We start from the raw sequence: 20,289 nt of genomic DNA, 5'->3' as shown, positions 1-20,289 counted from the left end.
GGCATCAAGCGCTGAAATCAGTCGATGCCGCCAGCGCCTTCCAGGCTTCGGTTTCCTGCTCGACATAAGCATTCTTCTCAGCGATGGCCTTCAGTGTGTCCGTGCCGAGCGGCAGACGCAGTGGCGGCGTTTGCGCATCGACCAGTTCGAGCATCGCCGCGGCGAGCTTCGCGGGATTGCCCGGCTGGTTGTGATTCATGTCGGCCGCGAGGCGGCGCACATGGCCCGATGTCGCGTCGTAGTCCGCAATGACCTCGCGCGCGACGACGAGCGATGACGCATCGAGAAAGTCAGTCCGGAAGTAACCCGGTTCGACGACTGTCGCGTGAATGCCGAGCGGTTTCAATTCGGCGTACAGCGCTTCGGTCAGGCCTTCGACCGCGAACTTCGTCGAACAGTACGCACCGAATCCCGCGGCGGACCGATAGCCGCCGACCGACGACATATTGATGACGTGGCCGGCGCGCTGCGAGCGCATCACCGGCAGCACGGCACGCGTGACGTTCAACAGCCCGAACACGTTGGTGTCGTACATGCGGCGCACGTCCGCATCGGTGGACTCCTCGATCGCGCCGAGCAGGCCGAATCCCGCGTTGTTGATCAGAACGTCGATGCGGCCGAATGTGTCGAGCGCGGTTTGAACCGCGGCTTTCGCCTGCGCCTGGTCCGTGACGTCCAGCGCCACGGGCAGCAGCGCCGGCGAGCCGCCGAGACGCTCGACGATCGCCGCGACATTGCGGCCGGCGGCAACCACCGCATTGCCGTCAGCCAGTGCCGCTTCGGCGATCAGCGCGCCCAAGCCACGCGACGCGCCCGTGATGAACCAGACACGCTTGAAGCTGTTTTTCGTAAGCTCGACCATGATGTTTCTCCTGCGTTCGGGGTGGGTGTGAACGGATCATAGGAGCATCGATTCGCACGAACTAGGTGTAGATTGCTAGACTGATAATCAACTTTTAATTGCGAATGGGGTCTCCAGTGAACGAAGTTCGCGCGATCACCATATTCACCCGGGCGGCGACGCTCGGCAGCCTGCGCAAGGCGGCCGTGGACCAGGGCATCTCCCCGCAGGCCGCGAGTCACGCTGTGATGCAACTGGAGAAGGAGCTCGGCGTGCGGCTCTTTCATCGGACCACGCGCAAGCTGAGTCTCACCGAGGAGGGGCAAGGCCTGTTCGACACGGTGACGCCCGCGCTGGCGGTCCTGTCGTCCGCACTCGATGACGCGCGCCGCTCGAAAGCCGAGATTGCGGGGCCGCTGCGCGTGAGCGCGCCAAGGGCAATGGGGCACGTAGTGCTGTGGCCTTACTTTCTGGAATTCGCCGAACTGCATCCGAACGTCCAGCTCGATGTGCAATTCGACGACCGCTTCACCGACCTCATCGGCGAACGTGCCGATGTGGGCTTTCGTGGCGGGTCTCCGCCATCCGGAGGCAGCATCGCGCGCCGGCTTCTGCCGATCCAGTTGATCGTCTGCGCATCACCCGCTTATATCGAGCGTCATGGCGCGCCGCGCACGATCGACGAACTCGACGGTCACCGCTGCACGGGATACCGGCGCGCGAATACAGGCAAGCAGGCGCCGTGGGAATTCCTGATCGGGGATGAAATCGTTTATCGCGACATGGCAACGACTTTGTGCGTCAACGACACCGACGCCGAAACGGCTGCCGTGATCGCTGGAGCCGCCATTGGTCAGCTCGGCAGCTTTTCGGCCACCACGTCGATCAGAAGCGGCCAACTGGTTCCGTTGCTGGTCCAACACGTCACGCAGCGCGAGGCGGTCTATATCTACTATCGCCATCGGACCGAACAACCGTTGCGAGTGAGGACATTTATCGACTTCATGGTCGCGCGCCTTGCGGGCAACACGAATTTCTATTTCGAGCCGTCCGAACTGCACGCGCTCCGCTGACCGTGCGCTTCGGTGTCGACGTGAGCGATCAGGGGCGCCGAAATCGGTTTGCGCGACGGGGACACCGGTCCGAAGGATAAAATCGACAAGGCGATCGCCGACACGCGCGCGGACGGCACGGACGACAGGATCGCGAAGAAGTATTTGACTTCGATGTTTGTGGCTAGTGAATGCGGCCACCACGCGCGGCGGTGGCGGGCGTTTCAATCGGGTAGCAGCCTGACGACGTCGACATTGAAACGTGGGTTCTACTCAGTGTGAAAGGAGAGCGAAATGGACGACCCTTTCAAGCTTCAGCGCTTTATCGACGCACAGGATCCGCTCTATGCACAGGTCTGTGCCGAACTGCGCGACGGGCGCAAGCGAAGCCATTGGATGTGGTTTGTATTTCCGCAGATCCAGGGGCTTGGAACGAGTGCGACGGCGCAAAGGTTCGCGATTTCGTCGTTGGCCGAGGCCGATGCTTACTTGCGCCATCCAGTACTGGGTGAACGCCTCAGGCAAACGACGCAGTACGTCAACCTTGTCGAAGACCGCTCGATAGAGGACATTTTCGGGTATCCGGATTACCTGAAGTTTCACTCGTCGATGACGCTGTTCGACCGTGCCGCGCTCGACAAAGAACCTTTTGCTGAAGCACTCAGGAAGTATTTCCACGGCCAACGCGATCCGCTAACGTTGGAGCGCGTCTAGCAGGCGGTTGCCAGGCGGCGGGTCTAGCGGCGACCGGCATACCGTTTGCTCGATTAAAAAACGTTCAGCCGCACGTCCGAACCAGGTGCGCGCATCGGGCGCGAAGATTCCAAAGAAGAGAAGAGCGACAAGTAAGGGATGGCGCGCGGCACTCGGACTCCGAAGGAGGGCGTAGTCATGACGCAGAGTGAATCAGTCGAACAAACCGGCGGATGTGCATGCGGCGCGGTGCGGTTTCGCGTCACCGCGCGCCCCCGGCGAGTGTCGATATGTCACTGCATGACATGTCGGCGAATACATGGCAACGTGTTTGGCGGTTATGCCATGTTTGACCGAAGCGCTGTGGAGTTGTCTGGTCCTACGCAGGCGTGGCAAAGTTCGCCCGGGGCGCGAAGGCATTTTTGCCCGACATGCGGGTCAGTCGCTTTCATGGAAAGCAACGACAGCGACGAGCTGGATCTTCCGCTTGGAGCCTTTGACCGTGTGGGCCTGTATGAGCCGAGCTACGAGCTTTGGTGTTGCCACAAAGAGCCATGGCTGCCCGCCGGGGTGCGTGCCGAATATCGCGAAGGCAGAGCATGACGCTCGCACGAGGTCGATAAGGGCAGAGTGATGGTTTTGCGGCGTGGACGCTACGGTCGTCGGCAGGTCCGACTCTATGTGCTCGCTTTGATCAGCCGTCAGGTAATCCCGCCGTTATGGGCATTTGCGAGTTGCTGTCGCCGGGTAAGAACTACAAGGTCGGTTGCCGATTCGCAATCCGCACGGATGCAGATGAAATCGACCGATTGATGCCAGCGGGCGTCTCTATCGTCGCAAAACGATTCAACCAAAAGCGGCATGAAGTTTGCGAAGAGAGAAGACACGCCAACCTTCTGGAGCCGCTCATGACTACACAACCTGGCGCGCCTTCGTCCACTGACGAACTCGACACCGTTCCAGACACGTCGAGCCCCGCCTATGCGAGCCGTCACCCTTTGACGCGCGTGTTCGACCGCTTTGCAAGCCTCGTCACGCGATGGGCCGGCTCACCCGCGGCGTTCTGCCTTGCCGTGCTGACTGTCGTCGCCTGGGTCGTGACCGGGCCCATCTTCCACTACTCGGATGGATGGCAACTGGTCATCAACACCGGCACCACCATCATCACCTTTCTGATGGTGTTTCTGATTCAGCAGAGTCAGAACAAGGACAGCATCGCATTGCATCTGAAGCTGAATGAACTGCTTTCCTCGCATCGGGCAGCGAACAACAATCTGATCGGTATCGAGGACGCGTCCGAGGAAGAAATCCGAAGACTTGCGGCAGCTTACCTGCGTTTGTCGACCCAATCCGCTGGCGATGCTCAGAACAAGGGCCGCTGAGTGCGACCCGCGCACTGACTGTCTACCCATCGCCCGATACAGGCACGCTTGCCTTTAACAAGTTCGAAAGCGGAAAGGTGCGGCGCCGCTTTTTTCGAAGGCAAACGCCACGCCGAGATACTTCGGCGATGCCTCCTTCGCGCTTTGCCGCACGCGCGCCGCACGCGTATCAACCAACCTTCGAACTAGAACAGCGGGTGCTCATGCGGATACAGCGCCGTCCTGAGAGCAAAGCCGCCCAGGACAACGAAGATGATGGCCGCCAGAATGTGGACCGCTTTGGTCGGCAGGCGGTCAGCAAACTTGTGGCCCAGGTAGATGACAGGCACGTTGGCCAGCATCATGCCCAGCGTGGTGCCGGCGACCACCCCGAAGAATTCGTGAAATCGAGCGGCCAGAGCGATCGTGACAACCTGCGTCTTGTCACCCATTTCAGCGAGAAAGAACGTTAGCGCCGTGGTGCTGAACACGCCCATCGGATGCGTGGTCGACACCGCCTCGGCACCGTCGAGTTTGTCGGGAATCAGAATCCAGACGGCCATGACGGCAAACGATGCGACGACTGCCCAGTTCAGGATCGAGGGACTCAGAACACTGGCAAGCCATGCGCCCAATGCGCCGGACGCGGCATGATTGATGAGGGTTGCGACAAAGACGCCGAGAATGATCGGAATGGGCTTGCGATATCTGGCGGCCAGCACCAGAGACAACAGTTGCGTCTTGTCGCCGATTTCGGCTAGACCGACCACGCTGGTCGAAACGAGGAACGATTGCATAGGTTGTGGGCCGGGCCGCGCAGTCAGTACGCGATGACACGCATTCCGGCGACCCGGTCAGGTCGGAATGCGAGTCACCGGTCTTGCCAGGCATAGTGCTGTGCGCGCCATGGCGGTCTGTCGACCACCAAGTATGTTGACGGGCACCCTCGAGCATTGCGGTCGAGGCGGCTACTCCCCAATGAGAGGGGCGATTCTACAGTGTCTCGGTCGAGTAAGGCAAATCGTCAACTTTCCGAATTCCTGCATGAAAATCACACGGGAGATGCGCTTGCGCGCTTCGTCGAGATCGGCGGACTCGTAAAGTCTGAATTCGCGTCAGGCCAGCGCGCTAAACGGAGACTTGAGCATGACTACCCGGCCGAGCGGCATCTCACATCATGCCGCCCATGCTTCCGAGGCCGCCGACTCCGGCTCCGCCCGTGCCGCTATTCGGTGCTGTCATTAACGGATGTGCCGCCCCCGCGGACGTCATCAATGCGACGGCGGCGGTGTCCGGTTCGCCATTCGCGTCGATGACGCCGCGCGCGAGGAGTGCTTCGAGATCGCTGTCCTCGCCGGGTTGACCGGCAGTGAAGGCGGTGGTCAGGAAACTGGGCGCGGATAGCGTCACACCGTACGTCTGCTGGAGACTCTGGACGACCGCGGCCTGCGCAGTCAGGACGTCGGTCTGATTCGCCAGCACCTGTTGGAACTGTGAGTTCACCGGGAAACCGGCTGTCAGCCCGCTTTCATTCGTGCCGAGTTGCGCCGCCAGATACGACACCAGCAGATCCGTCTCCGGCGTGACGTTGTACGTGCCGCCGGCGAACGCAACGGAATGCAGCATCGTCACGCCTGAAGTCGCGGCGATCATGCATGGCATCACGGCGCCGAGCGTCGCGTGAAAGTTGCCGTTCGCATCCGCCGCAACCGACATCGAGCCTCGCGCGCAGTCGATCTTGATCGTCGCGTTCGCCAGCGCCTTGCCCGTTGCCGCCGTGCCGCCGATCGAAACCATCGAGGTGCCGCTTCCACCACCTCCGCCTCCGCAGCCCGCGAGCCACGCGACGGATGCCGTCAGCAGCGCTGCGCCGATAGGCCGAACGAATTGCTGCTGTCGAATGTTCATTGATGTCTGCCGTTGATTCGGACATGCTGTCTAAACGATCCGACGCCGCCACCTATTCCATCTTTCGCGCAACCCTTTAGGTCACACGATTGGAATAGCGCGGCGCCGCGAGCCGTTTATTCAGGTTATCGACGCCGGGTCATTCGAGTCCGGCATCAGGGCGGGGCGGCCGGTGGCGATCGACGCATGCAACATGCTCGGGCAACCCTTCAAACGCCGGTCAATCAGCACGGATCGAACCATGACGTTTTGCGGATCTGGCATTTCCGATCATCCGGTAGGCGGGCGCATTCTGCCTGCTGCAAGATGCCCCGCAATCGCGCGGCTGTTGCTGTACGTACTCGCATCGACCTGCCTGGCTGTCTCGACGGGCGCGTTTGCGCAACCGGCCAGCCCGGCGGCGCCGGCTTCGTCCGCCACATTGGCGGGATGTGCGGATGCCGGCGCGTCGCATACCTTGGATGCGGACATCGACGAGTTCCGCTGTCTTCCGGCTCGCGAACAGGCGGCGTCGTTGCGCACGCGGATCGAAAACCACTCGATACTGAGTTTGACCGACGATCAGATCCTTGCCTTGATGGACGCGATGAAGCCGGACGCCTTCGTCGAGTACGCGAAGACCATGATTCCCGACGACGCCTACGAATACAGCATGTTCCGGCAGGAGCGCGTCTCAGGAAGATGGCCGGAGCAACCCGATCACATGGTGATCCGATATCAGGACAGCCCGCGAAAAGTCTACGCAAAATGGCTGCCCGGCGGCGCCCACGCGGGACAGGAGATCGTCTACGACGAAACCACGGACCCCGACAGCATCGTCGGCCATCTCGGCGGCCGGCTGCATATCGTGTCGGGCAAAGTCGCCGTCGACGGTCCATTCGCGCACGCGCAGTCCCGCCATAGCGTGCGGGATCTGGGCTTGCAGTTCATCGCCCGCACCGTCGAGCACGATGCGCGCAGTTTTCGTGAAGAGGGGCTCAGCGAAAAGCCGAGCCGCATCGAACTCATGAACGCGCACGGCACGCGGTTGCTGGCGTGGACATGGACGGCTCCGTCGGGACCGCCCGCGCATTACGCACCACGGGTGCGGCTGCTATTCGATCTCCAGCACACGTGGCCCTGCGGCGAAGCTGCGTGGGACGGGCAGGGCGGCCTGCTGGAGTTGATCCGCTTCGAAAACGTCGTGCCGCGCCACTGGAGCGAAGCGGATTTCGACCGACGTAACCCCGAATACGGTTTCCGCTGACGCTAGCGTTGCCGGAAGCGTTCACAAGACCGCCGCGTCCTGATCCCGACCTATCTTCCAGTAATATCTTTTCCGACCTAATTGCGCCGGAAAAATATATTGGACGTCTTACCCATCCTCTCGCACTATTCGTACCTTCCCAGCCACGCGCACGCGTCAACGCCGGCGGCCGCCTGCGCGCAAACGCGGTGGCGTCGCTGCCCGCGAACGGCGCAGCGGCAAGTCTGGGCACAATTCCAATTTGACGACCCCAGTACTGAGGACACAGATGCCTGACTATCGATCGAAAACTTCGACCCATGGCCGCAACATGGCCGGCGCGCGCGCCCTGTGGCGTGCCACCGGAATGAAGGACGGTGATTTCGGCAAGCCGATTATCGCTGTGGTGAACTCGTTTACGCAGTTCGTGCCGGGCCACGTGCATCTGCGCGACCTGGGTGCATTGGTCGCGAAGGAAATCGAAGCGGCCGGCGGCGTCGCCAAGGAATTCAACACCATCGCCGTCGACGACGGCATCGCCATGGGTCACGGCGGCATGCTGTACTCGCTGCCTTCGCGCGAACTGATCGCCGACTCGGTGGAGTACATGGTCAACGCGCACTGCGCCGACGCCATGGTCTGCATTTCCAATTGCGACAAGATTACCCCGGGCATGCTGATGGCCGCCATGCGCCTGAACATCCCCGTCGTGTTCGTCTCCGGCGGTCCGATGGAAGCGGGCAAGGTCAAATCGCCGACGGACGGCCAGGTGATCGCCAAGATCGACCTGATCGACGCGATGATCAAGGCAGGCGACTCCCGCGTGAGCGACGCCGAAGTGGCGGAAATCGAGCGCAGCGCCTGCCCGACGTGCGGTTCGTGCTCGGGCATGTTCACCGCGAACTCGATGAACTGCCTGACCGAAGCGATCGGTCTGGCGCTGCCCGGCAACGGCACGATCGTCGCCACGCACGCGTGGCGCAAGGGTCTGTTCGAGCAGGCCGGCCGGCTCGTGGTCGACCTGTGCCGCCGCTATTATCAGGAAGACGACGCCTCGGTCCTGCCGCGCAGCATCGCCAGCAAGCAGGCCTTCGAGAACGCCATGGCGCTCGACGTCGCCATGGGCGGTTCGACCAATACCGTGCTGCATCTGCTGGCCGCCGCGCAGGAAGGTGGCGTCGATTTCACGATGTCCGACATCGATCGCATCTCGCGTAAGGTGCCGTGCCTGTGCAAAGTGGCGCCTGCCACCGACAAGTTCCATATCGAAGACGTGCATCGTGCCGGCGGCATTCCCGGCATTCTCGGCGAACTGGCCCGCGCGGAACTGCTCGATCTGTCGTGCGGCAACGTGCACAGCGGCACGCTGGGCAACGCCATCGCCAACTGGGACGTCGCCGGTGGCGCGGGCGAGGAAGCGCAGAAGTTCTTCCGCGCGGCGCCGGGCGGTATTCCGACGACGGTTGCGTTCAGCCAGGAAGCCACGTATGCCGCGCTGGATACCGACCGCAATACGGGCTGCATCCGCAGCAAGCAGAGCGCGTACTCGAAAGACGGCGGCCTCGCCGTGCTGTACGGCAACCTCGCGGAGAAGGGCTGTATCGTCAAGACCGCCGGCGTCGACGAATCGCAGTGGATTTTCTCCGGGTGCGCGCGCGTCTTCGAGAGTCAGGACGACGCCGTCGAAGCCATTCTGGGCGACAAGGTGGTGGCGGGCGACGTGGTCGTGATCCGCTACGAAGGCCCCAAGGGCGGCCCCGGCATGCAGGAAATGCTTTACCCCACGTCGTATCTGAAGTCCAAGGGATTGGGCAAGAGCTGCGCGCTGTTTACCGACGGTCGCTTCTCCGGTGGTTCGTCGGGGCTGGTGATCGGGCATGCGTCGCCGGAAGCGGCCGAAGGCGGCACGATCGGCCTGGTGGAAGAGGGCGATGTGATCGAGATCGACATTCCCAACCGCAAGATGCACCTGGTGGTGTCGGATGCGGAACTGGCGCGCCGTCGCGAAGCCATGGAGGCACGCGGCGATAAGGCTTGGCAGCCGGCAAATCGTGAACGCGTGGTGTCGCAAGCGTTGCAGGCTTACGCCGCGCTGGCGACCTCGGCCGACCGTGGCGCGGTGCGGGATCTCTCGCAACTCAAGCGCTTTTGATGAGGAACGGCTCTGGCGCTCGATGTCGGGCGGCCGGAGCCGGAACGGATCGGCAGGCGCGGGCGTGTCTGTCGATCACAGCGCTTGTCGTCCGGATCGGCGTCACTTGCCCTCAGGCTTGGATTCGTCCCAGTTCATGCGGTGGCGATCCACCGTCTCACGATGGCGCGTATCGTCTTCGGTATGAAGGTAGAGGCTGGTCGTGTTGAGCGACACGTGGCCCAGGTTGTCACGGATCGTGCGCAGATCCACCCCGCCATCCGCCTGATGCGAACCGGCGGTATGTCGCAGCCAGTGCGCCGAGGCTCGCTCCAGTTCATCCGCCCGATCGGAAAAGTCGGCGCCTTTCGAACGCAGCCAGCTGGCCGCATTGCCAAAAATGCTCTTGATCGCGTCGTGAATGGCGGAACGGGACAAGCATCGGTTGCGGCCTCTGAATGGAATCACCAAGGGCGTTTCTTCGCTGCGAGTGGGCAGCGGCGCCAAGCCATTTTCAGTTCGGTAAAGCCGCATTTCCTGAATCAGTTCGGGCGAAGCGGGGACAATGCGCTCCTTGTTCCCTTTGCCGAGCGTTTCGAGCCACCACTGATCCTTGCCGTCGGCGCCTAGTCGACGGGAAAAATCCCCCATTTTCCCGCCGGCGACTTCAGATATGCGCATGCCCTGCAGATAGAAAAGTGTCGTCAGCCAGCGGCTGCGGGCGTAATAGGCCCGGTCGTCAGCCGTCTCGCGCGGCAATTGCTCGACAAACACCTTCACTTCATCCCACAGCGACGTCGATAGATAGCGCGTTACGCGCGGCGCCGAGCGTTTGGCGCGCTGTCGAAGCAGCGCCATGGGATTGCCGCGCAGATAACCTGCGTTGACCAGCCACGTGAACATCGCATTCAGGATGATCAACGCCTGACGCTGGCTTGCCGGCGACAACGGTCCGTTGAACGGACGCCAGCGCTCGTCGCCGCGGGGAAACTTGCCGCCCGTGCTCGACACCCAGCGAGCCGCCGGCTGCGGATCGACGAGAAACCCCTTGAACAGCAGCAGATCCTCGTGCGTCAGCGACGACAGCGGCTTGCCGAGTTGCACGACGGCCCACAGCAACAGCCGCTCAGCTTCCTTGCGGTAGTTATCGAACGTTGTTTTGGTGTCGGCGTAGTTCGACAGCCAGGCGCGGACGGCGTCGAGATCGTTGGTGGCGGACAGCTGCGAGCCACCGGCCACGCCACGGTTTGTGCCGTCGCGACCGTCGAGAATTTCGGGAACGACGAGCGATTCGACCGGCTGAACGGTGACGAGTTGGGCATCAGGCACGGTTTTAGAGGCTCCAGAGACAAAGTCGGACACAAAAAACGTCTGCTACAGGTTGCACGACATTATAGTACTAATGTCGTGTAGTGGATAGTGACAAATTGGTTATTCAACGTTATACGTTGTATTATCAACGCATCAAGAAATATCAGCCGCCAAAGGATCCCCATGCCTCTCGAAGCCGACATTGAAGCCCTCCGTGAACGCATCTCGGATACACAGGAGCTCTATCGCGAGGTTTGCGCGCTGATGTTCTTCCGTTACGGCGAAACGCCGACAGCGAACAAGCTCTATCAATTCGTTCGCAAAGGCAGCATGAGCGCGCCGGCGAAGGCGTTGCGGGATTTCTGGGCGGAAGTCAGGGACAAGACGCGGGTCGACGTCGGGCAACCGGATTTGCCACCGGAAGTCGCAAGCGCCGCCGGCGAACTGGCGGCGACCCTTTGGCGGCTAGCCGGCGACGCGGCCAACGCCGCGCTGGAAGTTTTCAAGCAGGACGCCCAGCGCGAAATTGCCGCGGCAGTGGACCATGCACGACAAACCGCTGCGGAACGCGACACCGCGATCGCCGCCAGTGAACAGGCGTCTCGCGACGCGGCTGACGTCCGCAGGGAGAATACGAAACTGCTCGCGCGTCTGGTCGAACTGGAAACCGCCAAAACCATGCTGGCAGATCAGCTTGCGCAGTCCAGAAATGAAAGCGCGGCGGCGTCCACGGCGCTGTCGGACGCCCGACGTGAATTCGCCGAGGAATTGGGCAAGCTGCGTGTCATGCACAATCAGAGCGAACAGCGCCTCGCCGCGACTGAAAAGCGGGCGCTGCTGGAGATCGACAGCGAGCGGACGGCGGCGCGCCAGACGCGCCAGGAGTTGCAGGCGGCGATCAATCGGATGGCCGAGGCTCAGACCAACCATCAGGCCGAGCGCGATCAGCTGCGCGATGCACTTGCCGAGGCGAAAACACAGTTGACGACGTCGATGACGCGTTACGCGAGCGTCGAACGAGAGCTGGCGTCGCGCGAAATCGCGCTCGACCAACAGATAGCCGCCGGCGAGTTCCTTCGCAAAAAACTTGAAACGCTGTCCCGTCAGTTGGTGGAAAGCGGGCGCCCTGCTGCTACGCTCTCGCCCTCTCCTCGCCGCGCTTCATCGGCCAGGAGACGCGACGTGCGTCGCAATGTGAAGTTCACGGAAACCGCAGCGGTTCGCAGATCAAGCACGGAAGACCGGTGACGCCTGTCCTCGTCAGTGGTGCCGTGAACGCGACGCACAGCGCTTGAACCGCAACGCCAAGCCATCGTCACGATGTCGCGTGACCTCGGGCATGGCTTGGGTGCTGCGCAGGCGGGTCGAACGGCACCCTCGCCGTCTGCTTGCCGGTTATCGCGGATAACGCTTAACGCGTTCAGCGCGCGCCACGCCCGCCGCCCATGCCTCGGCGAGGCGCGGTTGGCAGCAAACAACGTATCACTGGCACGCTTTGCCGGTCGATTCCCACTCCCCTCGATACGACTCCGACAGATACTTGGACATCCCCGGACGGTGCTCACAGCGACCAATTCAGACCGCTGCATGGACATTGTCCGAACGACACGAAGCCCATCGCCTCACGAGGCACTATCTTTGTCCAGGAGAAATTCGATGAGTACGACCATTGCCGGCATTCACATTCCAGACAGCCGTCTCGCAAGAGCCGCAACCGATCTGGTCCGAGACACCGAGAACGATCTGCTGTTCAATCACTCGCGCCGCGTGTTCCTGTGGGGCGCGCTGACCGGTGCGCGCCGCAAGCTCGCGTATGACCCCGAGTTGCTGTATATCGGCGCGATGTTTCATGACATGGGCCTCACGCCGGGCTACGCCAGCAAGACAGATCGCTTCGAAGTCGACGGCGCCAATGCGGCGCGCGACTTTCTCAAGAGTCATGGCGTCAACGAGTACGACATCGAGCAGGTCTGGCTGTCGATCGCGCTTCACACCACGCCGGGCGTTCCGGAGCATCTGAAGCCGGTGGTTTCGCTGGTGACCGCGGGCGTCGAAATGGACGTGCTCGGCATGCGCTACCACGAGTTCGACGACGCGCAACGCGTCAGCGTGGTGGCCGCGCATCCGCGCGAGCGGGACTTCAAGAACCTGATCATCGACGCGTTCGCGCAAGGCACGATCAGCAAGCCCGAAACCACCTTCGGCAACGTCAAAGCCGATGTGCTGGAGATGAAAGATCCCAGCTACAAGCGGCTGAACTTCTGCAAGATCATTCTCGGTTCGGCATGGGATGACAGCCAGGCGGGTCACGTCCATCACGCGGCATGCCATCACGGGGCCGCGGCGGAATAACGATCTGCGCAAAACGGTCGGCGGGTCGCCGACCGACCGATGCAAAACTCAAGGCGCGCCAACCGGAAAAAAACCGGTGGCGCGCCGCTTTTGTTGGCTTCGCAGTATTTCTGTTTGCTGGCGGCAGCGTGACTTCAGGAGCTATCCGTCGGTCGCGGCGTCAGCATCAGCGCCAGCACGGCGACGCCGAGCACCAGCAAGATTCCGCCGTATAACATGGCATTGCGCGTGTCGAACAGCACGCCGTGAATGACCATCGCCATGCCACCGAGCGCGACGAACACCGCAATGGCCGCGAATACAATCCGACGTTCGGCGCGAATCATGGCGCTCTCCCGCAAGACGTTAGTGCCGTAAGACGCACAGGAGCGACGTAAGACCTCGAAGCGCGCGGTATTTTTTATACCAACGGGTTGCGCGCCACCCCGAAACCTGAATCTATCGTAGGCGGCGAACAGGCCTTAGTAAATACGGGAAACCATGCCGCCCGCCGCCTGTGCCGCCTTCAATGACCGCCCGCTCCCGCCGCCGCGGCGGAACTGGAGCGATCCGGTTTCGTCACCCAGATCAACGGGATGATCAATACGAAGATCACCGCCGACAGCCAGAAAATATCGTTCAGTCCCAGCATGGCCGCCTGGGTGTTCATCGAGCGTTCGAAGAACGCCATCGCCTGGGCCTGACCGCCGCCCAAAGTACTTTGCAGTGCATCCAGCGCAGCTGTGTAAGTCGGATTATTCACGCTCGTCTGCTCGGCCAGTTGCGCGTGATGCAGGATCGTCCGGTCGTTCCATCCCGTCGAGGCCAGCGACGTGCCGACCGCGCCGGCGAACACCCGCGCAAAGTTCGACAGACCCGCCGCGGCCGGAATCCGGTCGGGCGCGAGGCCGGACAGAATGATCGCGGTCAGCGGCACGAAGAAGAGCGCCGTCGGGATGCCTTGCAACAGCGTCGGCAGGACCAGCGTCCACGTGTCCACGCCGGTGGTGTAGTTCGAGCGCATGAAGAACACGCCGGCAAAGCCGACGAAAGCCAGCGTAGCCAGCACTCGCGCATCGGACTTCGGCATGATCTTCGCCATGACCGGCGCGAGAATGACGGCGAAGATGCCAAGCGGCGCGGTCGCTAGACCGGCGTCGACGGAACGGTAGTTCAGATACCCCTGCATCCACTGCGGCAACAGCACGAGGTTGGAGAAAAACACCGCGTACGCCACCGAAATCGCGATCGTACCGCCGAGAAAATTGCGTTTGCCGAACAAGCGCAAATCGACGATCGGATTCTTTTCGGTCAGCTCCCAGATCACGAAGAATGCGAAGCTGATCGCCGCGAACACGGTCAGGGTCACGATCACCGGCGAGTTGAACCAGTCGAGGTCCTTGCCCTTGTCGAGCATGATCTGCAGCGAGCCGACCCATGCGATCAGCGAGAGCAGGCCGACCTTGTCGATCGGCAAGCGCTTCGTCGGGGTTTCGCGGGTGCGGTAGATCGCCCACGTCACGCCGGCCGCGAACAGGCCCACCGGAATGTTGATGTAGAAGATCCATGACCATGAGTAGCTGTCGGTAATCCAGCCGCCGAGCGCCGGACCCGCAATCGGGCCGACGGTCGCGGTCATCGCCCACAAGGCGAGCGCGGTCGCGGATTTCTCTTTCGGATACGAGCCGAGCAGAATGGCTTGCGACAGCGGGATCAACGGACCCGCCACCGCGCCCTGCAGAATCCGCGCCGCGAGCAGCACCGGCAGATTCGGCGCGATTCCGCACAGCCAGGACGACAGCACGAACAACAGAATCGCCCAGACGAACAGCTTGATCTGCCCGACGCGCTGGACGAGCCAGCCGGTCAACGGAATCGCGATGGCGTTGGCGGCGGCGAACAGCGTGATCACCCAGGTGCCCTCGTCCACCGACACGCCGAGATTGCCGGCGATCGTCGGAATCGCGACGTTCGCGATCGATGAGTCCAGCACGTTCATAAACGTGGCGAGCGCCACGGCAAGCGTCGCCAGCACCAGCTTGCCGCCGGTCAGCGGCGGCAGCGCGGCGGGCTGCGTCGATCCATTCATTTCATCACCTGTCGAGGAAGGTCAAACTATCTGACTTATCAGTTAAATGCGCAAAAAAAACGGCGCTCGGCGGTCGTGGGTCAACCGGCCTTGCGCGCGGTGTTTTTCTGCGTGGGGCTCGCGGCCACCGCGTGCTTCGCCGGCATGTTCTGCTCGATGATCCGGGCGATCTCCGCGTCGGCTTCGTCGCCGTACCGCGCGAATACGTCGGTGTGATACGAGGTGTTGACCGCCGCGCCGAGTTGAGCGCCGGTTTCCTCGTGCGTGTCGACCTCGACCTGCATCGACAGCCCAATGCGCAGCGGGTGCGCATTCAGTTCATTCTGATCGAGCAGGATCCGCGCCGGCAGACGCTGCACGACCTTGATCCAGTTGCCGGTGGCGTTCTGCGCGGGCAGTACGGCGAACGCTGAGCCCGTGCCCGCCGAGAAGCCTTCAACCCGGCCGTGATACTTGACGCTGGAGCCGTACACGTCAGCGGTGAGCGTGACGGGCTGGCCGATGCGCATGCGCCTCAACTGGCTTTCCTTGAAGTTCGCGTCGACCCATACGCCGTCGAGCGGCACGATCGCCATCAACGGCGTGCCCGGCGCAACGCGCTGGCCGACCTGCACCGAACGGCGCGCGACATAGCCGGTCACGGGCGCGGGCAAGGTGTTGCGCGCGTAGCTCAGATAGGCATCACGCACTTTCGAGGCCGCGGCCTGCACGTTCGGGTGTTGTTCGATCGACGTGCGGTCGGTCAGCGCATGATTGGCCTCGGCCTGCTGACGCGCGGCGTCGAGCGCGGCCTGCGCGGAACTGACGGCGTCGCGGGCATGCGCGATGTCCTCGCCGGACACCGCGCCCGTCTCGGCCACCGCCTGACGACGCTTCAGGTCGTCGATGGCGCGGGCCAGATCCGATTGACGTTGCGCGACAGTCGCCGCGTAGAAATCGTTGTTCACGTACAGGCCGCTGACCTGCCGCACGGTCTGGCCGAGCGTCGCTTCCGCGTTCGACAGCGCGACCTTCGCGTCGGCGCTATCCAGCGTGACGATCGGCGCGCCCTGCTTGACGATCTGCGTGTCGTCGGCGTTGACCGCGACCACTGTGCCGCTCACTTGCGGCGTCAGTTGCACGAGGTTGCCGCTCACGTAGGCGTCGTCGGTGGACTGGTAGTAGCGCCCGCTCGTGTAGTAGTACGCGCCGTAGCCCGCGCCGGCCAGCACGACGGTGGCGGCCAGCAGGGACAGCAGCAGTTTGCGCCTCGTGGGGGGCTGCGTTTGCAGGGGTTGGTCCGCGTCCGCCGTCTTGCGGCTGGTGTTGATCGTGTCGCTCATGATGTGGGTCCTGACAGTTTGGCAAGGTGTCGCGATGGCGCTTTAACGCGCGGCGGCGACGACGGGATTGGCCGAGGCGGCGGGAACGGCGCCGTCGCTGCTGGCGACCGAAGCGGCGTTATCGACATAACCGCCGCCAAGCGCCGCGGCCAGCGCGATCTGCTGATCGCGCCGGTTCATCTTCAGATTTGCGACCTGCTGGTCGGCGGCGAGCGCCGTGGTGTCGGCGTTGAGCACCGTCAGCTGATTCGTGAGGCCGGCCTTGTATTGCACGAGCGCCAACTGATCGGCGTCGCGGGCGGCTTGCTGGGCGGCTTGCGCGTCGGCGAGCTGCTCGTCCGTCGAACGGATTTGCGCGAGTTGCGTCGCGACTTCGGACAAGGCCGTGACCAGCGTCTGGTTATAGGTGGCAACGGCGTAGTCGAAATCGGCGTAACGCCCTTTCAATTGCGCGCGCAACTGACCGCCGTCGAAAATCGGCAAATGGATCGCGGGGCCGACCGACGCCGTGCGGCTCGCCGCCGTCAGGAAACGGCCGAAACCGAACGCGTCGAGACCGATCGCGGCGCTCAGGTTGATGTCGGGATAGAACTCGGCCTTGGCTTCCTTGACGTCGTGCGTGAGCGCGTCGACGCGCCATTTCGCCGCGACCAGGTCGGGGCGGCGGCTCACCAGATCCGCCGGCAGGTTGTCGGGCAGGCGCACTTCGTCGCCCACGCCGAGTGTCGGCCGCGCGATGGCGAGACCGCGGTCCGGTCCGGCGCCGAGCAAGGCGGCCAACTGATAGCGCGTGGTGACGATGCTGCCGTCGATGGACGCGAGTGTCGCGCGGCTGGTGGCGAGGTTCGCCTGCGCCGTCTTGCGCTCCACTTGCGTGTCGAGGCCCGTTGCGATGCGTCCGGCGGTAATGCGGTCGATCTGTTCGCGCTGCGTGATTTCTTCCTGAGCGATGTCACGCAACGCATAGAGCCGCGCAAGCTGGTTGTAGTCGCGCGCCACGGCCGACGTGAGGGACAGCTTGACGACTTCCTCGTCCGCCTGGGTCGCCTGCAGTTGCGACAGCGACGCTTTCAGCGCTTCGCGATTCTTGCCCCACAGATCGAGATCGTAGGACGCGGACAGCAAGCCCTTGTTCTCCGTTTGCCACGAACCGCCGTACGGCGGCGGCACGAGCGCCGTGCCCGAATACTGCTGACGCGTCAGCGAATAGTCCGCGCCGACTTTCGGCAGGGTACTCGCCTTCGCCGTATCGCTGTACGCGGCGGCCGCCGCGACGCGGGCGCGCGCCTGCTCGACCGACGGATTGCCCTTCAGTGCTTCAGCGAGCAAGGCCTTCAGTTGCGCGTCGCCGAACTGGTCGGCCCAATCGGCGGCCGGCCAATGACCGTTGTCCTGCGGAATGCTTTGTTGGGTCGCGTAGGTCTGCGCTTGCGCCATCTGCTTGTCGCTCGAGATACCGGCGTAATTCGCGCAGGCGGACAGTACGGCCGCGAAGATCACCGTCACACCGGCCTTCGCGATCCGCGAGCCGGCTATCCGTGGAATTAACTGTGGTTTCATTGTCTGACGTGTCAGATAAAAGGTTGAAAAAATTGCCGCGAGCGTTCGCAGTATGTCTGGCTGGCCTCGCCTACTCCGCGAGAAACTTGTTCAGCAAACGGCGCAATTCCTCGAACTCGGCTTTCGTAAACTTCTTCAGACGACGGTTCAGCACCACCGGCGCGATCTCCGGAAGCCGCGCGGCGACAGCTTCGCCCTCTTCCGTCAGTTTCAGGTTGACGACGCGGCGGTCTTCGATGCTGCGCGAGCGTTCCAGCAAGCCCTTGATTTCCAGCTTGTCGAGCATGCGCGTCATCAAACCGGTGTCGATGCCAAGCAAGCGCGACAATTCGAACGGCGTGGTGGCGAAACCCCGGCGCATGGACAGCAGAATGCCCATCTGCTGACTGGTGATGTCCAGATCCTTCAGCGCGGCGTCCATTTCGTTGATCAACAGGTTGCGTGCTTTGTTGATCAAGAAACCCACGCTCAGCGTCAGGCTGAAATTGTCCGGCGTGTAGTACTTCATGCGTGCCCCCTCGTTCAGTGCGTTTAACTTTATCTGCAAAGTCAGATATCCGCAAGGATCGCTTCCGGCACATGACTGTTTCATTTATATGCCCTGGTCCGCTGCGTGCTGGCTACCGCAGGTGCGCAAAGTGGTCACCTTGAATTACCGAAAATCGGTCATTTCGCAAAGCCATTCGAGCATTTAATCTGCTCTCACGCTAAACCACCCAGTCACTCACGGAAGGACGGAAATCATGAAGATCATGCACGTCGATGCCAGCGCCAAGCGCGAGCGATCCAACTCGCGCGCATTGAGCCGCTATTTTCTGGAGCGCCTGCGCGAAGAAGGCGCGCAGGTCGAAGTCGATTATCTGGATGTCACGATCGACACCCCGCCGCACGTCAACGAGGCTTTCGCCATCGCCACGTACACGGCCGCGCCGGATCGCACGCCAGCCATGAAGGCGGCGCTGGCCGGTTCGGATGCGCTGTGCCAGCGGCTACTCGACGCCGATGCGTTCGTCTTCGCCATGCCCATGTACAACTGGTCGATGCCCTCCGCGTTCAAGGCGTTTATCGACAGCATTACGCGGACGGGCCTGACCTATGTGAATGCGGACGACGGCCGCGTGGTCGGCCAGCTTTCACGTCAGAAAGTGCTCTTCATCACGAGCCGCGGCGCGGATTTGCGCGCGGGTTCGCCTTATGAAGGCATGGATGCGCTCACGCCTTCGCTGAGAGCCGCGTTTGGCTTTCTCGGCGTCGCCGATCCGACCTTCGTCGATGCCCAGCCGCTGCAGTTTGCCGTTCCCGACGCGCGCGCCGAAGCGCTTCAGCGCGCACGCGCCGAACTGGACGCGGTGGCGTCGAACTGGGCGTCGTCAGCGGATTCGAGCAATGAAACCATTCACGCTTTGTCAGGAGTCACAGCATGAAGATTCGCACACTGAGCGCGGCGGCCATGCTTGCCGGCCTCTCCTTTTTCGGCGCTGCCCAGCCCGCATTCGCCGCTGACGCGAGCGCGCCGCACGAGACGATCACGCCCGCGTTCACCGAGGCGATCGCCAACGTGCCGGGCAGGACGATGACGGCGCTCGTCGTCGACTATGCGCCCGGCGGCAAGTCGACGCCGCATCGGCACGGCCAGGCTTTCGTGGTCGGCTACGTGCTGTCGGGAGCGATCCGCAGCCGCGTGAACGACGGCGAAGAACGCGTCTACCATGTGGGTGAGCACTGGACCGAGAAGCCCGGGGTGCATCACACCGTGAGCGAAAACGCGAGCGATACCGAACCCGCCAGGCTGCTGGCGATTTTCGTGGCCGATACGAAAGACAAGAAACTGGTTACGTTTGACAAGAAGTGAAACTGCATTGACGTCAACGCCTCACCGGCAAGCGGAGGAGCGCGGAAGTTCTTACGCCCGAGTTGCTTGCCGACTTCGCAGCGCCCCCGCCGCGCCTAAAACTTCGGATGACATTCGAAACTCATCGACGACCCATGCTCCGTCAACCCTTGCACGCCGCTGACGGTTTCCGTCACCACGCTGGCCTGCATGCCGCGACGCTCGCAGTAATCGCGCGCCTCGCTCATCGCGTGCTCATGCGCGCGGGCCCACGCGAGGCGTCCGCCTGTCGCGCTGGCGGCGACCGTATAAGTATTGGCTTTGCCGGTGGCGACCACGTCGCTGGAACTGGCGCAGCCCACGAGACTCGCGCACGCGGCCACCGCCGCGAGGAAGGCACGGGCCCGCCCCGACAATGCGTTTCGCGCCGCGAGCGCCCCGGATGCCTCGCCCCTTTCGGGTATGCGGCCTGAGACAGTGTTGAACATGTATCACCTGCACAATTTTTGCGGATTGACCAATCGTGAAATTATCCGCAATCACGCGTAAGAGATCAGCCTCACCACCCGAAAACACTGTTGCGCGCGTCCGAACAATCCCCGCCCGGCCCGCGCGAACGGCGCGGCACGGACGT

20 protein-coding genes, 1 pseudogene and 1 riboswitch are annotated in these 20,289 nt (G+C 62.6%); of the genes and pseudogenes, 11 read left to right on the top strand and 10 right to left on the bottom strand.

Annotated features, from left to right (window positions below):
• Positions 1 to 4: 4 nt before the first annotated feature.
• Complete coding sequence (locus B0G82_RS16360) at positions 5 to 862, bottom strand: oxidoreductase (protein ID WP_116141413.1); 858 nt, start codon at positions 860 to 862, stop codon at positions 5 to 7.
• A 116-nt stretch (positions 863 to 978) separates the two neighbouring features.
• On the opposite strand from B0G82_RS16360, the gene B0G82_RS16355 reads away from it, so the two are divergent.
• The 5 genes and pseudogenes from B0G82_RS16355 to B0G82_RS16335 all read left to right on the top strand — a co-directional run bounded on the left by B0G82_RS16355 (position 979) and on the right by B0G82_RS16335 (position 3,968).
• Positions 979 to 1,914, top strand: coding sequence for a LysR family transcriptional regulator (locus B0G82_RS16355; RefSeq protein WP_116141411.1), 936 nt, complete (start codon positions 979 to 981; stop codon positions 1,912 to 1,914).
• 33 nt (positions 1,915 to 1,947) lie between these two features.
• Positions 1,948 to 2,058, top strand: a pseudogene (locus B0G82_RS40300) (ABC transporter substrate-binding protein); the annotation flags it as partial.
• 129 nt (positions 2,059 to 2,187) lie between these two features.
• On the top strand, positions 2,188 to 2,607 hold the full coding sequence (locus tag B0G82_RS16345; protein ID WP_116141408.1) for a DUF1810 domain-containing protein: 420 nt from the start codon (positions 2,188 to 2,190) through the stop codon (positions 2,605 to 2,607).
• Between the two features lie 177 nt (positions 2,608 to 2,784).
• A complete protein-coding gene (locus tag B0G82_RS16340) occupies positions 2,785 to 3,189 on the top strand; it encodes a GFA family protein (RefSeq protein ID WP_121307959.1) in 405 nt (134 codons plus the stop codon).
• A 305-nt stretch (positions 3,190 to 3,494) separates the two neighbouring features.
• Complete coding sequence (locus B0G82_RS16335) at positions 3,495 to 3,968, top strand: low affinity iron permease family protein (RefSeq protein ID WP_116141406.1); 474 nt, start codon at positions 3,495 to 3,497, stop codon at positions 3,966 to 3,968.
• 185 nt (positions 3,969 to 4,153) lie between these two features.
• Here the strand turns inward: B0G82_RS16335 and B0G82_RS16330 are convergent, their stop codons facing one another.
• Together B0G82_RS16330 and B0G82_RS16325 are read right to left on the bottom strand one after the other, a co-directional pair.
• A complete protein-coding gene (locus tag B0G82_RS16330; protein WP_106281264.1) occupies positions 4,154 to 4,744 on the bottom strand; it encodes a TMEM165/GDT1 family protein in 591 nt (196 codons plus the stop codon).
• 5 nt (positions 4,745 to 4,749) lie between these two features.
• Positions 4,750 to 4,936: riboswitch (yybP-ykoY riboswitch) on the bottom strand.
• A 181-nt stretch (positions 4,937 to 5,117) separates the two neighbouring features.
• The gene (locus tag B0G82_RS16325) at positions 5,118 to 5,855 is read right to left on the bottom strand and encodes a hypothetical protein (RefSeq protein ID WP_121307958.1); all 738 of its coding nucleotides are present in this window, start codon (positions 5,853 to 5,855) and stop codon (positions 5,118 to 5,120) included.
• A gap of 241 nt (positions 5,856 to 6,096) precedes the next feature.
• Between B0G82_RS16325 and B0G82_RS16320 the strand changes: the two genes are divergently transcribed.
• Both B0G82_RS16320 and ilvD read left to right on the top strand, forming a co-directional pair.
• A complete protein-coding gene (locus B0G82_RS16320) occupies positions 6,097 to 7,101 on the top strand; it encodes a DUF1571 domain-containing protein (protein ID WP_158608149.1) in 1,005 nt (334 codons plus the stop codon).
• 268 nt (positions 7,102 to 7,369) lie between these two features.
• Positions 7,370 to 9,232 (top strand): dihydroxy-acid dehydratase, encoded by a 1,863-nt coding sequence (ilvD, locus tag B0G82_RS16315; protein WP_121307956.1) that lies wholly within the window; start codon positions 7,370 to 7,372, stop codon positions 9,230 to 9,232.
• A gap of 102 nt (positions 9,233 to 9,334) precedes the next feature.
• On the opposite strand, the gene B0G82_RS16310 is transcribed toward ilvD, so the two are convergent.
• Positions 9,335 to 10,540, bottom strand: coding sequence for a tyrosine-type recombinase/integrase (locus tag B0G82_RS16310; RefSeq protein WP_121307955.1), 1,206 nt, complete (start codon positions 10,538 to 10,540; stop codon positions 9,335 to 9,337).
• A gap of 165 nt (positions 10,541 to 10,705) precedes the next feature.
• Here B0G82_RS16310 and B0G82_RS16305 point away from each other — a divergent pair, with 165 nt between their 5' ends.
• Both B0G82_RS16305 and B0G82_RS16300 read left to right on the top strand, forming a co-directional pair.
• A complete protein-coding gene (locus tag B0G82_RS16305) occupies positions 10,706 to 11,770 on the top strand; it encodes a DNA-binding protein (protein WP_121307954.1) in 1,065 nt (354 codons plus the stop codon).
• A gap of 408 nt (positions 11,771 to 12,178) precedes the next feature.
• Positions 12,179 to 12,874: an HD domain-containing protein gene (locus tag B0G82_RS16300; protein ID WP_116141388.1), complete on the top strand. Its 696-nt coding sequence runs from the start codon at positions 12,179 to 12,181 to the stop codon at positions 12,872 to 12,874.
• A 134-nt stretch (positions 12,875 to 13,008) separates the two neighbouring features.
• On the opposite strand, the gene B0G82_RS16295 is transcribed toward B0G82_RS16300, so the two are convergent.
• From B0G82_RS16295 to B0G82_RS16275, 5 genes are all read right to left on the bottom strand, one after another.
• Complete coding sequence (locus tag B0G82_RS16295; protein WP_106281251.1) at positions 13,009 to 13,200, bottom strand: DUF2964 family protein; 192 nt, start codon at positions 13,198 to 13,200, stop codon at positions 13,009 to 13,011.
• A gap of 179 nt (positions 13,201 to 13,379) precedes the next feature.
• The gene (locus B0G82_RS16290) at positions 13,380 to 14,942 is read right to left on the bottom strand and encodes a DHA2 family efflux MFS transporter permease subunit (protein WP_121307953.1); all 1,563 of its coding nucleotides are present in this window, start codon (positions 14,940 to 14,942) and stop codon (positions 13,380 to 13,382) included.
• 80 nt (positions 14,943 to 15,022) lie between these two features.
• Positions 15,023 to 16,264 (bottom strand): HlyD family efflux transporter periplasmic adaptor subunit, encoded by a 1,242-nt coding sequence (locus B0G82_RS16285; protein WP_121307952.1) that lies wholly within the window; start codon positions 16,262 to 16,264, stop codon positions 15,023 to 15,025.
• 42 nt (positions 16,265 to 16,306) lie between these two features.
• A complete protein-coding gene (locus B0G82_RS16280; protein WP_121307951.1) occupies positions 16,307 to 17,824 on the bottom strand; it encodes an efflux transporter outer membrane subunit in 1,518 nt (505 codons plus the stop codon).
• Between the two features lie 70 nt (positions 17,825 to 17,894).
• The gene (locus tag B0G82_RS16275) at positions 17,895 to 18,332 is read right to left on the bottom strand and encodes a MarR family transcriptional regulator (RefSeq protein WP_121307950.1); all 438 of its coding nucleotides are present in this window, start codon (positions 18,330 to 18,332) and stop codon (positions 17,895 to 17,897) included.
• Between the two features lie 235 nt (positions 18,333 to 18,567).
• Here B0G82_RS16275 and B0G82_RS16270 point away from each other — a divergent pair, with 235 nt between their 5' ends.
• Positions 18,568 to 19,248, top strand: a complete 681-nt coding sequence (locus tag B0G82_RS16270) for an NAD(P)H-dependent oxidoreductase (RefSeq protein ID WP_121307949.1) — start codon at positions 18,568 to 18,570, stop codon at positions 19,246 to 19,248.
• The gene (locus tag B0G82_RS16265) at positions 19,245 to 19,676 is read left to right on the top strand and encodes a cupin domain-containing protein (RefSeq protein ID WP_121307948.1); all 432 of its coding nucleotides are present in this window, start codon (positions 19,245 to 19,247) and stop codon (positions 19,674 to 19,676) included. The genes B0G82_RS16270 and B0G82_RS16265 overlap by 4 nt, the downstream gene beginning before the upstream one ends.
• A 95-nt stretch (positions 19,677 to 19,771) precedes the next feature.
• Here the strand turns inward: B0G82_RS16265 and B0G82_RS16260 are convergent, their stop codons facing one another.
• The gene (locus B0G82_RS16260; RefSeq protein WP_121307947.1) at positions 19,772 to 20,143 is read right to left on the bottom strand and encodes a hypothetical protein; all 372 of its coding nucleotides are present in this window, start codon (positions 20,141 to 20,143) and stop codon (positions 19,772 to 19,774) included.
• Positions 20,144 to 20,289 lie beyond the last annotated feature (146 nt).

The organism is Paraburkholderia sp. BL17N1 (genome assembly GCF_003634175.1).
Lineage (GTDB): Bacteria > Pseudomonadota > Gammaproteobacteria > Burkholderiales > Burkholderiaceae > Paraburkholderia.
Note: the sequence above shows the minus strand (reverse complement) of the source record. Positions and strands in the feature narration are given on the sequence as shown.

What these genes read in the sequence shown, in the direction of transcription:
- B0G82_RS16295 (WP_106281251.1), bottom strand. Translation starts at nt 13,200, where the DNA reads ATGATTCGCGCCGAACGTCGGATTGTATTCGCGGCCATTGCGGTGTTC.
- B0G82_RS16285 (WP_121307952.1), bottom strand. Translation starts at nt 16,264, where the DNA reads ATGAGCGACACGATCAACACCAGCCGCAAGACGGCGGACGCGGACCAA.
- B0G82_RS16320 (WP_158608149.1), top strand. Translation starts at nt 6,097, where the DNA reads ATGACGTTTTGCGGATCTGGCATTTCCGATCATCCGGTAGGCGGGCGC.
- B0G82_RS16335 (WP_116141406.1), top strand. Translation starts at nt 3,495, where the DNA reads ATGACTACACAACCTGGCGCGCCTTCGTCCACTGACGAACTCGACACC.
- B0G82_RS16275 (WP_121307950.1), bottom strand. Translation starts at nt 18,332, where the DNA reads ATGAAGTACTACACGCCGGACAATTTCAGCCTGACGCTGAGCGTGGGT.
- B0G82_RS16270 (WP_121307949.1), top strand. Translation starts at nt 18,568, where the DNA reads ATGAAGATCATGCACGTCGATGCCAGCGCCAAGCGCGAGCGATCCAAC.
- B0G82_RS16325 (WP_121307958.1), bottom strand. Translation starts at nt 5,855, where the DNA reads ATGAACATTCGACAGCAGCAATTCGTTCGGCCTATCGGCGCAGCGCTG.
- B0G82_RS16305 (WP_121307954.1), top strand. Translation starts at nt 10,706, where the DNA reads ATGCCTCTCGAAGCCGACATTGAAGCCCTCCGTGAACGCATCTCGGAT.
- B0G82_RS16340 (WP_121307959.1), top strand. Translation starts at nt 2,785, where the DNA reads ATGACGCAGAGTGAATCAGTCGAACAAACCGGCGGATGTGCATGCGGC.
- B0G82_RS16360 (WP_116141413.1), bottom strand. Translation starts at nt 862, where the DNA reads ATGGTCGAGCTTACGAAAAACAGCTTCAAGCGTGTCTGGTTCATCACG.
- ilvD (WP_121307956.1), top strand. Translation starts at nt 7,370, where the DNA reads ATGCCTGACTATCGATCGAAAACTTCGACCCATGGCCGCAACATGGCC.
- B0G82_RS16330 (WP_106281264.1), bottom strand. Translation starts at nt 4,744, where the DNA reads ATGCAATCGTTCCTCGTTTCGACCAGCGTGGTCGGTCTAGCCGAAATC.
- B0G82_RS16260 (WP_121307947.1), bottom strand. Translation starts at nt 20,143, where the DNA reads ATGTTCAACACTGTCTCAGGCCGCATACCCGAAAGGGGCGAGGCATCC.
- B0G82_RS16345 (WP_116141408.1), top strand. Translation starts at nt 2,188, where the DNA reads ATGGACGACCCTTTCAAGCTTCAGCGCTTTATCGACGCACAGGATCCG.
- B0G82_RS16300 (WP_116141388.1), top strand. Translation starts at nt 12,179, where the DNA reads ATGAGTACGACCATTGCCGGCATTCACATTCCAGACAGCCGTCTCGCA.
- B0G82_RS16290 (WP_121307953.1), bottom strand. Translation starts at nt 14,942, where the DNA reads ATGAATGGATCGACGCAGCCCGCCGCGCTGCCGCCGCTGACCGGCGGC.
- B0G82_RS16280 (WP_121307951.1), bottom strand. Translation starts at nt 17,824, where the DNA reads ATGAAACCACAGTTAATTCCACGGATAGCCGGCTCGCGGATCGCGAAG.
- B0G82_RS16265 (WP_121307948.1), top strand. Translation starts at nt 19,245, where the DNA reads ATGAAGATTCGCACACTGAGCGCGGCGGCCATGCTTGCCGGCCTCTCC.